A 15,952-nucleotide genomic window follows, 5' to 3' on the forward strand; every position below is an offset into this window, starting at 1 on the left:
GGAACCTATCTCATAACAGGTGGGTGTGGTGGACTTGGACTCTTATTTGCAGAGCATCTTGCAAAAGTTCAACCTGTGAATCTAATTCTGACTGGTAGATCTGCAATTGATGACGAGAAACAGGCTAAAATTAAAGCATTAGAAGACTTAGGTTGTCAAGTCATGTATGTGCAAGCCGACATTTGTAATGAAATTCGTATGAAAGAAGAATTAATTCGAGCCAAAGAACATTTCGGCGTCATTCATGGAGTTATTCATGCTGCAGGAATCGAGAGTACTCAAAACATTTTTGAAAAAGAAATTGAAAGCTTTGCAAAAGTATTAGATCCCAAAATTAGAGGTACGATGCTGCTTGATGATTTACTTCAGGCAGAAGCTCTTGATTTTATCTGTTACTTTTCTTCGTCATCGGCAATCTTAGGGGACTTTGGTTCCTGCGACTACGCTATTGGTAACCGATTTCAAATGGCCTATGCCCATAATCAAAACCAACAACGCCACGGCAAGGTAATTGCTATTAACTGGCCGCTATGGAAAGATGGTGGCATGGGTTCTACTGAGGATGAACGTATTAAAATGTACTTAAAATCTAGTGGGCAACGTTTCTTAGAAGTAGAAGAAGGGCTGGCTGTGTTCGATCGTATCCTATCACAAGATAAAAGTCAGCATTTGATATTGGTGGGACAACGCAGTCGAGTGCAGCGTTTTTTAGGTTTGAGTGAAGAACAATCTACTTCGTCAAGTCTTGTTAATTCAGATTTATTAGGCAAAGGACGACGTCCAGAAATGAAGGGATTAAGTATAGAACAGTGCCTACAGTGGGATTTAAAAGAATTTATTAGCAAATTGCTTAAAATCCCTAGAGATAAGCTAGATGAAGAAGGAAACTTGGTGGATTTTGGCTTTGATTCCATCAGTTTAACCGAGTTTGCAAATTTACTAACTAATCATTATAAAATAGAAATAACTCCCGCCCTATTTTTTGGATATTCTACATTGGAAAAATTAGCTCAATACTTTGCAACCGAACATCAAAAAGCTATACAGATGTTTTACAAAGAAGATATAGAAGAATTGGCTGTTCCACAAAATCCACAAATTGCAATCAGTACACCTAAACAACAGATATCTCAGAAATCTAGATTTATAGTACGGAGCATTCCTCAAGATATTCCCGAACCCATTGCTATTGTCGGTATGAGTGGGCGATTTCCAAATGCTTATAATATTGATGAAATGTGGAGGATTCTTTCTCAAGGGCAGGAGGTCATACAAGAAATTTCAGAAGATAGATTTCCTGGATATGGTTCCAAGTGGAAATGTGGCTTACTTCCAGGGGTAGATGAATTTGATCCTTTGTTTTTTGAGATTTCACCCAAAGAAGCAGAAATTATGGATCCTAGACAACGGCTTTTAATGCAAGAATGCTGGAAAGCTTTAGAAGATGCTGGATACGGAGTAGCAAGGATTAAAACAAATAAAATTGGGATGTTTGTAGGAGCTGAAGAGGGTGATTACAGGCTATTGGTAAAAGAAAAGAATAGCATTACCTCCAGCCATAATGGTATTTTAGCCGCACGATTTTCATATTTTTTAAATCTCAATGGACCTAATATGGCGATTAATACAGCTTGTTCTTCTGGTTTAGTTGCTGTACATCAAGCGTGCTTGAGCTTACGTAACCATGAATGTGATACTGCGATTGCTGCAGGAGTAAATTTAATACTCACACCTGAGATGTTTGAAGTTATGAAACAATCCGGAATGTTGTCTGAGAGTGGTCGATGTTTTGCATTTGATAATCGAGCTGATGGCATGGTTCCTGGAGAAGCCGTAGCTGTAGTGGTACTCAAACCATTGTCCCAAGCCAAAGTAGATGGAGATCAGATTTATGCTGTTATCAAAGGAAGTGGCATAAACAGTGACGGTAAAACTAATGGGATTACTGCACCAAACGGAAGTTCTCAAACCGAACTTCTCAAATCAGTCTACCAACAATATCATGTGAATCCAGAAGAGATTGAATATATTGTTACTCATGGTACTGGAACTAAACTAGGTGATCCAGTAGAAATTAACGCTTTGTATGATGCATTTAAAAATTATACTGAAAAGGAGAATTATTGTGCTATTACTTCAACCAAGACGAACTTGGGTCATACCCTTGCAGCATCTGGATTGGTAAGTTTAATCAGCTTGGTACAAGCATTGCGCTATGAAACAATACCAGCTAGCTTGCACTGTGAGCAGGAAAATGAATATATTAATTGGAGAGAAAGTCCATTTTACGTCAATAAAACAAATAAACACTGGTCACAGACAGGTACAAGAAATCGAACTGGAGCTGTCAGTGCATTTGGCATGAGTGGAACCAATGTTCATATGGTCGTTCAAAGTTATTTCATAGAAGAAACTGAAGATTTTTCAGAACAAGCTCCTTACTTTCTATTAGTTCTTTCTGCCAAGACTCCAGAGGCTTTGCAGAAAAAAATTGATGATATGATCATCCTACTGCAAAAAAAAGATTGCCCTGAACAAAACTTAGCACAGATTAGTTATACTTTACTGGAAGGGCGCCAGCATTTTAAATATCGTTGTGCTATTGTAGTTCAGGATTGCGATGATGCAATGTATATATGGAAACAAGTAGGTAGCAAAGAAAAACCGCTTAACCTGTTTCAAGGAAAGGTTTCCCGTGACCTTAAAAGTCAAAAGATAATGAAAGAGTATGCACAAGATTTGATAAAACAAAGTTGTTCTCTGAAAAAAAACAAGAATAGATACCAAGAAATACTTTATGTCTTAGCGGATTTTTATTGCCAAGGTTATGAGCTTTCTTGGAGTCAGCTATTCGGCGATACTAAACCTCGCCATATTAGCCTGCCCACCTATCCCTTTGCCAGAGAACGCTACTGGGTACCAGAGACCAAGACTAAATCTGGTGACAGTTCAATCACCACTTCAGCCAATGCAGGGACAATCCATCCACTGCTGCATCAAAACACCTCTGACCTTTCAGAGCAGCGGTTCAGTTCCACCTTTACGGGGCAGGAGTTTTTCCTGACGGATCATGTCGTGAAGGGACAATCCATCTTACCTGGAGTAGCCTATCTTGAGATGGCACGGGCAGCAGTGGAACAGGCATCAGGGATTTTGGAAGAAAGTCAGATCGGAATACGGCTTAGAAATGTAGTATGGGCTCGCCCCATAGCCGTAGAGGATAAGTCGGTTAGAGTACATATTGGACTTTATCCTGAAGAGGGTGGCGAGATTGCTTACGAAATATATAGCCAGGAAGAAAAGAACAGTACAGAACCAGTAATATACAGCCAGGGTATTGCTCTGCTGAGTTCGGTAGTAGAAGCCCCAACTTTAGATTTATCTAATATACAAGCTCAGTGTAACCAAAACATCCTTTCATCTCATCAATGCTATGAAGCCTTTAAATCTATAGGTATTGAGTATGGGGACGGACATCGGGGGATAGAAAAAATCTATGTTGGTTCCAATCAAGTCTTGGCAAAACTGACCTTACCCTCCTGTGTAGCTGATACATTAGAAGAATATATGCTGCATCCTAGTTTGATGGATTCGGCGTTGCAGGCCTCCATAGGTTTAATAATGCTTAGAGAAGATAAAAATCCACTAAAACTGTCCCTGCCCTTTGCCCTGCAAGAACTTGAAATTTTCAAAAACTGCACCAGAGAAATGTGGGCACTGGTTGGTTTTAGTGACGGCAGCAAAGCAAAAGACAAGGTACAGAAATTCGATATTACGATGTGCGATGAACAAGGGGAAATTTGTGTTCAGATGAAGGGATTTTCAACACGAGGGCTGGAAGGGGAAGTAGGTTCAGTAGAATCCACAGCAACGCTTGGGACTTTAATGCTGCACCCTTACTGGAAAGAACAAACTGTTTCTAAAGAAGCTCAAACCCTTGATTATGCAGAGCATGTGGTGATACTCTGCCAGTCAGCTGAGGCTACGCAAGAAAGCATCGAAAACCACATAAACGAGGTGAGATGCCTTAGTCTGCAAGCCCAAGAGGCAGGCATCGAAGCAGGCTTTCAGAGCTATGCCATTGAAATATTTGAAGAAATCCAAAGTATTCTTAAAAGCAAACCAACAGGTAAAGTGTTGGTTCAGATTGTTATTAGTCCACAAGAAGAACAGCAGCTTTTGTCTGGGCTGAGTGGACTTTTAAAAACAGCCCAATTAGAGAATCCAAAAATCCTGGGGCAGTTAATAGAAATAGAAGCAGATGAAGATTTAGAAGGAATCATAGAAAAACTGCAAGAGAACAGTAAGTCTTCAACAAATCATGTTCGATACCAAAAGGGCAAACGATATATAACCGACTGGAATGAAATAGAGGTTTCTCAGGAAAGCGAGAATATTCCGTGGAAAGAGGGAGGTATCTATCTGATTACTGGAGGTGCCGGAGGTTTGGGACGGATATTTGCAGAAGAAATCCTGCAAAAATTCAAGGATGTGACCCTGATTCTTACAGGAAGATCTCCTCTTAAGGAAGAAAAAGAAGCTAGGTTAAAAGAATTAGAAAGATTAGGAGGGCGTATTGAGTATAAGCAAGTAGATGTAACACAAAAGAAAGCAGTTATCAGCTTAATACAAAGTATCCAGGAGGATTTTGGCAGTCTAGATGGTATCATTCATAGTGCTGGTGTGATTCGAGATAACTTTATCATCAAAAAGACAAAAGATGAACTGGAGGAAGTTTTAGCCCCAAAGGTTACAGGACTGGTAAACCTTGACGAGGCCAGCAAAGATTTAAGCCTGGACTTTTTCATATTCTTTTCCTCTGCGGCGGGAGCTTTTGGCAATGCAGGTCAGGCAGACTATGCAACTGCCAACGCCTTTATGGACGCCTATGCAAAGTATCGTAATGCACTGGTGGCGTCAAAACAACGTCAGGGACAGACCCTGTCTATCAACTGGCCTTTGTGGAAAGAAGGGGGGATGCAGATTGATGCAGAAACCGAAAAAATGATGCAACAAAGTACAGGTATAATTCCCATGCAGACAACCACTGGTATCCGGGCCTTGTATCAAGGTCTAGCTTCTAGGCAGGAGCAGGTGATGGTGATGGAAGGTAATATTGAACAATTTAGACACACCATAAAATTGGATTCAATCGAATACAAGCACCCTGATGATAGATTTTATCGAAGTCTTTTAGAAAAAATATTAAAAGACGAATTGGCTCTAGACGAATTTGAAATCTTAATTAATATGGAAAGGATCAAGAATAATGAATAAACAGTTAAAGATTTTATATGACCAAATAAAAGAAAAAAAGATAAGCCTTGAAGACGCTTTGGAAAAAATTCAAGAATATAGAGTTCAGTATAATAAGAAAGCTACTAATATATCGAACTTTGAAAAAGAGTATAGTATAGGCATCAAAACTAGAAAAGAACACAAAGCAGAACCAGGCATTATACAGGATATAGCGCTAGTTCATGAGAAAACTTTATACCAGCTAAAATGCTTATTCGGAGAAGTTACTAAATTGAGCCTTGATAGGATTGATCCTCAAGAACCATTAGAGAGTTATGGAATAGATTCCATTATGATTACTCAGCTTAATCAAAAACTTGTCAGTGTTTTTGGTGAATTGTCAAAAACCTTGTTTTATGAGTATCAGACCTTAGATGCTTTAACAGAATATTTTATAGCAGATTATCCAGAGAAGTGTTTTCAGTGGACTGGGCTGGTAACTCAGAGGGAATCAGTACCGGAAGTATCTTCAACAGGATCGAATTTTGATGGCGTAAATTCTATGTTAAGCTCATTGAAAACAGAAAAGAAGACAGCACGTAACTTAACTATGACTCTAAGCAGTAAAAAAGTTAGAGAACCCATCGCCATTATTGGTATAAGCGGACGTTATCCACAGGCAAAAAATTTAGAGGAATTTTGGAAGAACTTATGTGAAGGTAAAGATTGTATTAGCGAGATTCCAAAAGAACGTTGGTCAATAGAAGGATTCTATCATCCAAACCCACAAGAAGCTGTGGCACAAGGAAAAAGCTATAGCAAATGGGGTGGTTTTGTAGACGAATTTGCAGATTTTGATCCTCTTTTCTTCAACATATCCCCGCGAGAAGCATTTAATATGGATCCCCAAGAACGATTGATTATTGAATCTTGTTGGCAAGTGTTAGAGGATGCGGGATATACCAGAGAGCAACTAACATCACTATATAAGCAGCGAGTCGGTGTTTTTACGGGAATTACAAAAACAGGCTTTGCTTTATATGGTCCTGATTTATGGAAACAGGGGGAACAGATCTATCCAACCACTTCATTTGCATCAGTGGCAAATAGAGTTTCCTACCTTTTAAATTTAAAAGGTCCCAGCATGCCAATAGATACGATGTGCTCTGCTTCGCTGACAGCGATTCACGAAGCGTGCGAACATCTTTATCATGACGAATGTGAGATAGCTATTGCTGCTGGAGTTAACCTATACCTTCATCCTATGAGTTATATTCAACTTAGTACACTTAAAATGCTTGCGGCGGATGGAAAATGCAAGAGCTTTGGACAAGGTGGCAGTGGATTTGTGCCTGGAGAAGGAGTGGGTGCTGTTTTATTGAAACCCTTATCTCAGGCTATTTCAGATCAGGATCATATTTATGCTGTTATCCGAGGAAGTAGTATTAACCATGGAGGAAAAACGAATGGATATACAGTCCCCAATCCAAGCGCTCAAGGAGAGCTTATTCGTGCAGCCTTAGATAAAGCTGAAACAGATGCTCGAGCAGTCAGCTACATTGAAGCCCATGGTACAGGGACAGAACTTGGCGATCCGATTGAAATCACAGGATTAAGTGGAGCGTTCCGAAAAGATACCCAAGATACAGGATTTTGTGCCATTGGTTCTGTAAAGTCAAATATCGGTCACCTAGAAGCTGCAGCAGGGATTGCAGGATTAACTAAAATCATATTGCAAATGAAAAATCAGAAGATTGTTCCAAGCTTGCATGCTAAAGCGTTGAACCCTAATATTAATTTTACAAAGACTCCTTTTGTGGTACAGCAAGAACTTACAGAATGGAAACGGCCGATGATTGAAAAAAATGGAGAAAAGAGGGAATATCCAAGGATTGCTGGCATCTCTTCCTTCGGTGCGGGAGGATCAAATGCCCACATAGTGATCGAAGAATATATTCCTAAAGACGCAAAACAATATCCAATTACAATCACACCACAAAATCCAGCCATTATTGTGTTGTCTGCCAAGAATGAAGAGCGGCTTCAAGAACAGGCACAGCAATTATTAAAAGCGATTCAAGAACAACAATTCACAGATAACGACTTAGCGGATATGGCCTATACCCTTCAGATAGGGCGGGAAGCTATGGAAGAACGTTTAGCGATAATTGTAGCATCCATCAAAGAACTTGAAGAAAAACTAGAGAGTTTTGTCAAAGGCCAAGAGAATATTGAAGATCTGTACCGAGGACAGGTCAAACGCAACAAAGAGACGCTGGCTGTTTTTGCAATGGATGAAGAAATGCAGGAAACAATTGAAAAATGGATTCAGCGCAGAAAATATGCCAAACTTCTAGACCTTTGGGTCAAGGGTCTAGTTTTTGATTGGAACAAGCTCTATAACGACACCAAGCCCAGTCGCATTAGTCTACCCACCTATCCCTTTGCTAGAGAACGCTACTGGATACCAGAGACCAAGACTAAATCTGGTGACAGTTCAATCACCACTTCAGCCAATGCAGGGACAATCCATCCACTGTTGCATCAAAACACCTCTGACCTTTCAGAGCAGCGGTTCAGTTCCACCTTTACAGGACAGGAGTTTTTCCTGGCGGATCATAGGGTGAAGGGTCAGGGGGTTTTGCCTAGGGTAGCCTATCTTGAGATGGCTCGGGCTGCGGTGGAGCAGGGGACAGGAATTTTGAAAGAAAGTCAGGTGGGAATACGGCTTAAAAATATAGTATGGTCGTCTTCCATAACCGTAGAGGATAAGCCATTTAAGGTAAATGTCGGACTTTATCCCGAGGATAGTGGAGAGATTGTGTATGAAATATATAGTCAACCGGAAGAGATTAGTACAGATGCGGCAATATACAGTCAGGGCAGTGCTATGCTTAGTTTGGTTGAAAAAATTCCTACTATGGATCTGTCAGCCTTGCAGATTCAGTGCAGCGAAGGTACTCTTTCTTCAGACCAATGCTATGACATCTTTAGGACAATGGGACTGAACTATGGGTTGGGATATCAGGGGATTGAACAGATTTATATTGGTTCAGGTCAAGTGTTAGCGAAGCTTTCCATGCCTTCTTCCGTTTCCAATACGCAAAATCAATTTGTCCTGCATCCGAGTCTGCTGGATGCCTCCTTACAAGCATCAATAGGTTTAAGGATGGGAGCAGATGATATGCGTAATAGAATCTCCATCAGTCCTGTTTTTCCGGTTGCTCTGCAAGAACTTGAAATTTTGGGAAGCTGCACCTCTGAGATGTGGACATTGGTCCGATACAGTGGTGGCAGTACAGCGGAGGATAAGGTACAGAGACTCGATATTGATTTGTGCGATGATCAAGGGAATATTTATGTTAGGTTAAAGGGATTGGAAATCCAAGAGGACACAGAGACAATGTTTGCTTTTCAAGAAACAAAACCTCAAAGTCTTCCGACTTCTAGAATACAAGAAGACTTTGAAATGATGACCTTTGAAGAAGTCTGGAAAGAGCAGATTTTGCCGGATATTTCCTCAGTCAAGATTAAAACTATGATTTGTTTTCTTTCAAATTCGGAAAATCAACAAGCAATTGTGGAGGAAATGCAAGCCCTCCATCAGCAGACCAAGATTATTTTCATTTCACAAAATACAACGGATCAAAAACAATTTCAACAAGAATATCACATTTCCCGCAACGATAGAAACAGTTATCAAGAGGTTTTCCAGAGCATAGGGGAAGAGTATGGGGAAATAGATGCTATACTATATCTATGGGCTTTTGAAGATTCAAGTTGTATTAAGGATTATGCGAGTATTGTCTATATTTTACAGGCTATTGCAACTACCAAACTAAACATTAAACGATTCTTATTGGCGGCTCAATTTGCAGATGGACTGGAACGTTGCTATCTGGAATCTTGGATTGGCTTTGAACGCTCATTAGGACTTCTTATGCCAAATACTCAAGTGACGGTAATTCTTCAAGAAATAGAAAAGGAAAAGCCGGAAGCGGTAATGAAAAACTGGTTACGGAAACTTTGGGCAGAACTACAAGTTCACAGTGCTCAAAGTGTCTTGTATCAAGAGGGGAAACGGCATGTATACAAGGTACAGCCAACAATAATTCAAACAGGTGATGGTCTATTACGGTCAGGAGGAACATACCTCATTACAGGTGGCTGTGGTGGACTTGGCTTCCTTTTTGCAGAATACTTTGCCAAGAAACATCCTGTAAATCTCATTTTAACGGGTCGATCTCCAATCAGTGCAGAAAAACAATCAAAAATAAAAACATTAGAGGATTTAGGCAGTCGGGTTATGTATATACAAGCTAATGTTTGTGATCCAATCCATATGAAACAAGGATTAGAGCAGGCTAAGGAAAGTTTTGGAGGGATTCATGGCGTTATCCATGCAGCAGGAGTGGAGGGAAATCAAAGCGTTTTAGAAAAAGACATTCAAAGATTTGAACAAGTGTTAGAACCAAAAATAAAAGGGACCCTTGTGTTGGATGAATTGCTCTATGGAGAGGAACTTGATTTTATATGTTATTTTTCTTCATCTTCAGCGATTCTTGGGGACTTTGGGTCTTGTGACTATGCCATCGGCAACCGTTTTCTAATGGCCTATGCTCATTACCGAAATCAAGAGAAACGTAATGGCAAAACGTTTTCTATCAACTGGCCTCTATGGAAAGATGGTGGCATGGGCTTTGGTAATAATGAAAATAGCAAAATGTATCTGAAATCCAGTGGTCAACGTTTTTTAGAAGCCGAAGAAGGCATGAACATGTTTGAACGCATCTTGTCTCAAAATAACATACAACATTTGATATTGGTAGGACAACCCAGTCGAGTACACCGCTTTTTAGGTTTGATTGAAAAGCAATCTATTTTGTTAAATTCAAACATTTCAAATAGTTCAGGTAAAGGACGACCAGCTAAAATGAAGGGATTGAGCTTAAAGAAATGTCTGGAGCGAGATTTGAAAGAACATGTTAGTAATTTACTTAAAATTTCCCAAAATAATTTAGATAGAGAAACAAACTTAGCTGATTTTGGCTTTGATTCCATTAGTTTAACAGAATTTTCTATCCTGTTAACCAATTATTATGGAATAGAAATAACTCCCGCTTTGTTTTTTGGATATCCCACTTTAGAAAAATTAACTCAATATTTTTTAACCGAACATCAAGAAATTATTCAGGTATTTTATGCAGAATACGCTGTAGAAAAGAAATCCCCCCAAAGTCTGCAGGTAACAGCAACTACAAGCAAGCGACAGGGGCAAAAAAAATCCAGATTTAAAGTATGGAATACTACCCAAGGTGTTCCAGAACCCATTGCCATCATCGGCATGAGCGGACGGTTTCCTCAGGCAAATACTATTGTTGAATTATGGAAGAACTTAAAATACGGTAAAAATTGTATTACAGAAATTCCAACAGACCGCTGGGATTGGAGGGAGTATTATGAAAAGGGAAAAATCAAATCCAAATGGGGTGGTTTTTTAGCTGATATAGATCAATTTGATCCTCTGTTTTTTGAAATTTCTCCAAGAGAAGCAAAACTTATGGATCCGAAACAGCGGTTGTTCTTAGAGGAAGCATGGCATGCTTTAGAGGATGCAGGATATATGGAAGAAAGAATCAAAGGAAAGTCTTGCGGAGTTTATGTTGGTGTGGAAGAGGGTGAATATGGATTTTTAGTTGGTGATAAAGGTCAGATTAATAACAATCAAAATGCAACATTATCTGCTCGGATTGCTTATAAATTAGATTTAAAAGGTCCTAATCTAGCGTTAACAGCGGCGTGTTCCTCTGGACTTGTGGCCTTACATCAGGGATGCCAAGCTCTACGCCAAGGGGATTGCGAAATGGCTTTAGTCGGCGGTATTAATTTAATGATTTCTCCCATGATGTATATAGGGATGAGCAATATGGATATGCTTTCTTTAGATGGAAAATCTTATGTATTTGATCAGCGTGCTAATGGTTTAGTGCCTAGCGAAGCGGTTGCCGTTGTTTTGCTTAAGCCGTTATCAAAGGCAATTTTGGATAAAGATCATATATATGGGTGTATTAAAGCAAGTGGGGTAAATTACAATGGTAAATCCAACGGCTTAGCAGTACCCAATCCTTTAAGCCAAGCTGAATTAATGAATAACATATATAATAAATATAATATTAATCCGGCTAATATTCAGTATGTTTTGTCACATAGTGTAGGATCAAAATTAGGAGATCCAATAGAGGTTCAAGCATTGTCAAACGCATTTAATAAATATACTGACAAAAAACAATATTGCAATTTAGGATCAATTAAACCTTTAATTGGTCATACATTTGCAGCTTCAGGTGTGGTAAGTTTAATCAGCATGTTGATGGCAATGAAAGAACAAACTATTCCAGCTCTGTATAATTATCAATCAAGTAATGAGTATATAAATTTTAAAGAAGGTCCGTTTTTCTTGAATCTAGAGAATCAAACTTGGACAACTGAAAATAATCAGCCTAGAATGGGTGCTATTAGTACAACAGGGATTAGTGGAACTAATGCTCATGCAGTGATTGAGGAATATCTTCCTCGCCAGAAAAAAGCTGTTCATATTCCTTCTAAAGTCTCTCCTCAGATTGTAGTCTTTTCAGCTAAAAGCTCTGAACGGCTGCAGGCTGCCGCACAACAAGTTTTTGACTTCATAGAACTTGAAAAGGAACTATCTTTATCTAATCTTGCTTTTACTCTTCAAATAGGGCGTGAAGCATTTTCATCTCGGCTAGCAATAGTAGCTAGCGACCGAGAAGAGTTGCTTCAAGCCCTCGAAGAGTATCTGAAATCAGCCAGAGAAGGTAAAGAAATACAGACCGCCGTACCCATTTTTATTGGAAATCTGGAAGAGGATCATTCGGGAATTAAAAACCTGCTTTCCGATAAAATAGGGGAGACCGTCCTTCAGGTGTTACTAGCAGAAAAAGATCTTGAAAAAATTGCACTTTATTGGACACAGGGAGGTAAGATTTCTTGGGAAATACTTCATGAAGGGGAAGAAGTCTGTATTATATCTTTACCTACTTATCCTTTTGCCAAGGAACGCTATTGGTTTTCCTCACAGCAAGAAACAAATCACTTTATCATCGAAGGAGAACAAAAAATAAATAAATTTTCACATGAAGAAAAAGATGTAAATTATAATAATTCTGAAGATGTTTTGGGAATTGTAACAAAGTTTATTAAGGAAATTTTGGGACTATCATCTAGTTTTATAATTAATTCTAAAAAACAATTAAAAGACTATGGAATGGATTCGATATCGGGGATCCAATTACTAGAAACATTAATGCGGGAACTGAAAATTAAATTGGATACCAGACAATTTTTTGCGGAGTTCACATTACAGGAAATCATAAGACAAATAGAATTAATTAATCGTCCATTACCTTCAGTGTCTAATCCAGAAGTAATATCAATCTTACAATGGGAAAAGGATAAAAAGTTACCGGAGGATTTTAATTTGAATAGGAAGGATATATCTATCAAACATACTTCTTCACCAGCAAAAGTATTTTTGACTGGAGCAACTGGATTATTAGGAGGGTTTTTATGTGATGAAATTTTACAACAAACTTCTGCAACTGTGTATTGTCTTGTTCGTGATGAATCAGAATCTTCGGCCTTGAAACGAATTAAAAATAATTTTAAAAAATATAATCTATGGAAAGATGATTATGAAGATCGGATTATCCCAGTATTGGGAGACTTAACAAAGCCAGAATTAGGAATTGAAGAGAAGCTATATAATGAATTAAGCCAATCTATTGAAAGGATTTATCATTGTGCGGCATTAGTAAATCATTTACTAAATTATCACGCTATGAAAGCTCATAATGTGGACGGCACCCTATCTATTATAAAGTTTGCTGGAAACATACAAGTGAAACCAATACACTTTATTTCTTCTACTGCAGTTTGTTCTCAAGGAAAATTGCCAGCCCACCAATTAGAAACAGTATTAGAACATGGTAAAAATTTAGAAAGTGGTTATGCACAGACAAAATGGGTTTCGGAACATCATCTTATACAAGCTCAGGAAAAAGGTATTCCAATTACAATTTTTCGCTGTGGACAAATTACCGGTTCTAGTCAAACAGCTGATGGAACTGCACAAGATACATTTCATAACCTTTTAAAGATATTTAGTCAAGTTGAATTTGTACCTCAGTGGGATGAAAATGTTATGGATATTGCTCCTATTGATTATGTCAGTCGAGCTATTTTAGCAATAAGCCAGCAAAATAATTGTTATGGAAAAATTTATCATTTAAGCAATCCAAATCCGATACCGGTGCAAACATTTTTTGCGTGTTTACTGAAAAAAAATCCGACCATATTAAAAAAAGTATCTTTTGAAGAATGGGCTGATAGTTGTTTGCGATATATTAATAATTTACCTAATGATTCAATAAAAACGCTCTTAAGGTTATTTTTCTTAAAGGATGATTTTGGTAACCGAGTATTTAAAGATTATTTTTGTACTATGAATCTTAGTAATAGTAACACTCGAGAAGCATTACAAAATACTTCTGTTCAATTTCCAGAAATAGATGAAAAATGGTGGTACAAATGTTTGGATCAACTTGAGCTATTTGATACTATAGGACGGTGTCATTAAAGCGATAAATCAAAAAATCTACTCCAAAGAGTTTATTTAATCACCGGCGGCATTAGCTATTTTTGTAATAAAAGTGATTGGGCTAGAGAAAAACAGAGGTTCCCACTTGCACAGCGTTTAAAATCCCAAAAACGGTTGCAGATTTCTTAAAAAGATCTGCAATCGCTTAAAGTAATTACAAAATTTAAAAATCTTCAATAATCTTCAATAATCGCAAATCTTCTAAGGTGAGTAGGCCTAATAATTATTGAGTAAACAAGGAGGTAATAGTTTGAAGATGAAAGAAAGTAATATGTTTATTGATAAATTGAGTCTAATTAGATTGGATAATACATTTAAAGCAACTTTATGTTGCTGTTTTTTTTCCTATGTAACAGAGTATGAAGAGATAATTCAGCATTTGCATCCACAAGAACGTAACTATTACTATACATTGAAGTATGAAAAACGAAGTAGTAGTTATCTTTTGGGGCGCTTTGTTGCTAAACAAGCGGTAGCTGCTATAACTGGTGAAAAATATTTAACAAATATTTGTATTCAATCAGGTGTTTTTAATCAGCCAATTGCAGTGCATAACAAGCAAAATATTCAGGTTAGTATTACTCACTGTGGTGGTTTTGGAGCAGCACTTGCTTTTTCGGAAGCTCATCCTATGGGGATTGATGTTGAACAAATTAAATTGAATAAAAGAGATGTTTTTGAAAAACAATCAACAAACCTTGAAAAATTGGAACTTAACAGTATACCGATTTCGTATGATATGGGGCTTACTCTCTTATGGACTGTCAAAGAAGCATTATCCAAGGTTCTAAAAACAGGTTTAACAGTTCCATTGAATCTTTTTGAGATCTCTAAAATTGAGCTTTCTAATTATTATATAGTGAGTTACTATAAAAATTTTACTCAATATAAAGCAATTTCTTTTACTATTGGAAATTATATGTGCTCTATAGTACTTCCTTTAAAAACTAAATTATCTTTTAATATTCAGTCTTTAAAATCAAGTTTTTCGTTTGTTGAATCTTTTAACGATGTAACATTATTAAATAACTTTAGTAAGTAAGTAAAAATGACTATATTAATAATTAGTGGAACAATTTCTTTCAAATAATATATTTTATCTACTCAAATTTTGCACTTTTATAGAAAAAATTGCTTTTTAGCGATTTGCAATAAGAAATAAAAAGCAGTACTTTCAATATATCAACGGGAAAGTACAAAACTATAGTTAATCAACTAGTGAATGTTGAATAGTATGAGATATTTATATTAATATATTTTGAATATAATTCAAAATAAGTAAAATATTTACTTTTAACTAATGTTAATGTATAATAAAATTCAAGTTTTATACACTATTTCAAAAGTACTTGTAAACTGTAAGAAGGGGGTATATTAAATGGAATGGTATGCTTTATTTGTTAAAACAAATAAAGAAGAAGAAGTGCAAAAATGGCTTGAGTTTTACTTTGATAAAAAAACATTACATTCATGTGTGCCTAAAAGAAAAATTAAAGAAAAAAAGGCAGGAAAATTTTATTGTGTTTTAAAGACCTTATTTCCAGGATATGTTTTTATTTGTACAATTATGGATTTGGACAAGTATAGGATAATAACCACCATACCAAATCTTATACGTATTTTAAATAAAGGTTCATATTATTCTCGAATTGAAGAAAAGGAAATGTCAATAATTCTGAAGCTTGTAGGAGATAATTCAATTATTGATTATTCTAAGATTTTTATCAAAAATTGCAAGGTATTAGTTAAAGATGGACCTCTATATGGAATGGAAGGTATAATTAAAAAAGTTAATAAACATACAAATAGAGCTAAAGTTCAGGTAAGTTTTATGGGATCGCCTAGATTAATTGATGTAGGTATTGAAATATTATATAACCTTGATTGAATTTATATTTTTATATCAAAAACGTTAGGTCGCATGTTTTTTATTATCAAAATTATTGTTTTTTAAGGTTGCTAGAGATGTTTTTATATGCGAAGTTTTAGTAAGTAAATTTTAAACAAAAGCATGGAAGATAAAAGGGAACCTTTTTT

4 protein-coding genes (1 of these 4 only partly in view) are annotated in these 15,952 nt (G+C 37.0%); all 4 read left to right on the forward strand.

Annotation, left to right across the window (positions count from 1 at the left end; all coding sequences use genetic code 11):
- Positions 1-5,277: the 3' portion of an SDR family NAD(P)-dependent oxidoreductase gene (locus tag BJL90_RS22545; protein ID WP_070967484.1), read on the forward strand. The gene continues 8,595 nt to the left of window position 1, outside the view; the window shows 5,277 of its 13,872 coding nt (coding positions 8,596-13,872); the start codon falls outside the window, past its left edge; the stop codon is at positions 5,275-5,277.
- Positions 5,270-13,894 (forward strand): thioester reductase domain-containing protein, encoded by an 8,625-nt coding sequence (locus BJL90_RS10330; protein ID WP_070967486.1) that lies wholly within the window; start codon positions 5,270-5,272, stop codon positions 13,892-13,894. The genes BJL90_RS22545 and BJL90_RS10330 overlap by 8 nt, the downstream gene beginning before the upstream one ends.
- 277 nt (positions 13,895-14,171) lie before the next feature.
- Complete coding sequence (locus BJL90_RS10335; protein ID WP_070973155.1) at positions 14,172-14,957, forward strand: 4'-phosphopantetheinyl transferase family protein; 786 nt, start codon at positions 14,172-14,174, stop codon at positions 14,955-14,957.
- 336 nt (positions 14,958-15,293) lie between these two features.
- Positions 15,294-15,803 carry an antiterminator LoaP gene (gene loaP, locus BJL90_RS10340; RefSeq protein ID WP_070967489.1) on the forward strand — a complete coding sequence of 170 codons (510 nt, stop codon included), beginning with the start codon at positions 15,294-15,296 and terminating at the stop codon, positions 15,801-15,803.
- The last annotated feature ends 149 nt before the right edge of the window (positions 15,804-15,952 follow it).

Origin of the sequence: Clostridium formicaceticum (assembly GCF_001854185.1) — a bacterium.
Classification (GTDB): domain Bacteria; phylum Bacillota; class Clostridia; order Peptostreptococcales; family Natronincolaceae; genus Andreesenella; species Andreesenella formicacetica.

Excerpts from the sequence above, each read along its gene's own strand:
- BJL90_RS10330 (WP_070967486.1), top strand. The coding sequence starts at position 5,270 with ATGAATAAACAGTTAAAGATTTTATATGACCAAATAAAAGAAAAAAAG.
- BJL90_RS10335 (WP_070973155.1), top strand. The coding sequence starts at position 14,172 with ATGAAAGAAAGTAATATGTTTATTGATAAATTGAGTCTAATTAGATTG.
- loaP (WP_070967489.1), top strand. The coding sequence starts at position 15,294 with ATGGAATGGTATGCTTTATTTGTTAAAACAAATAAAGAAGAAGAAGTG.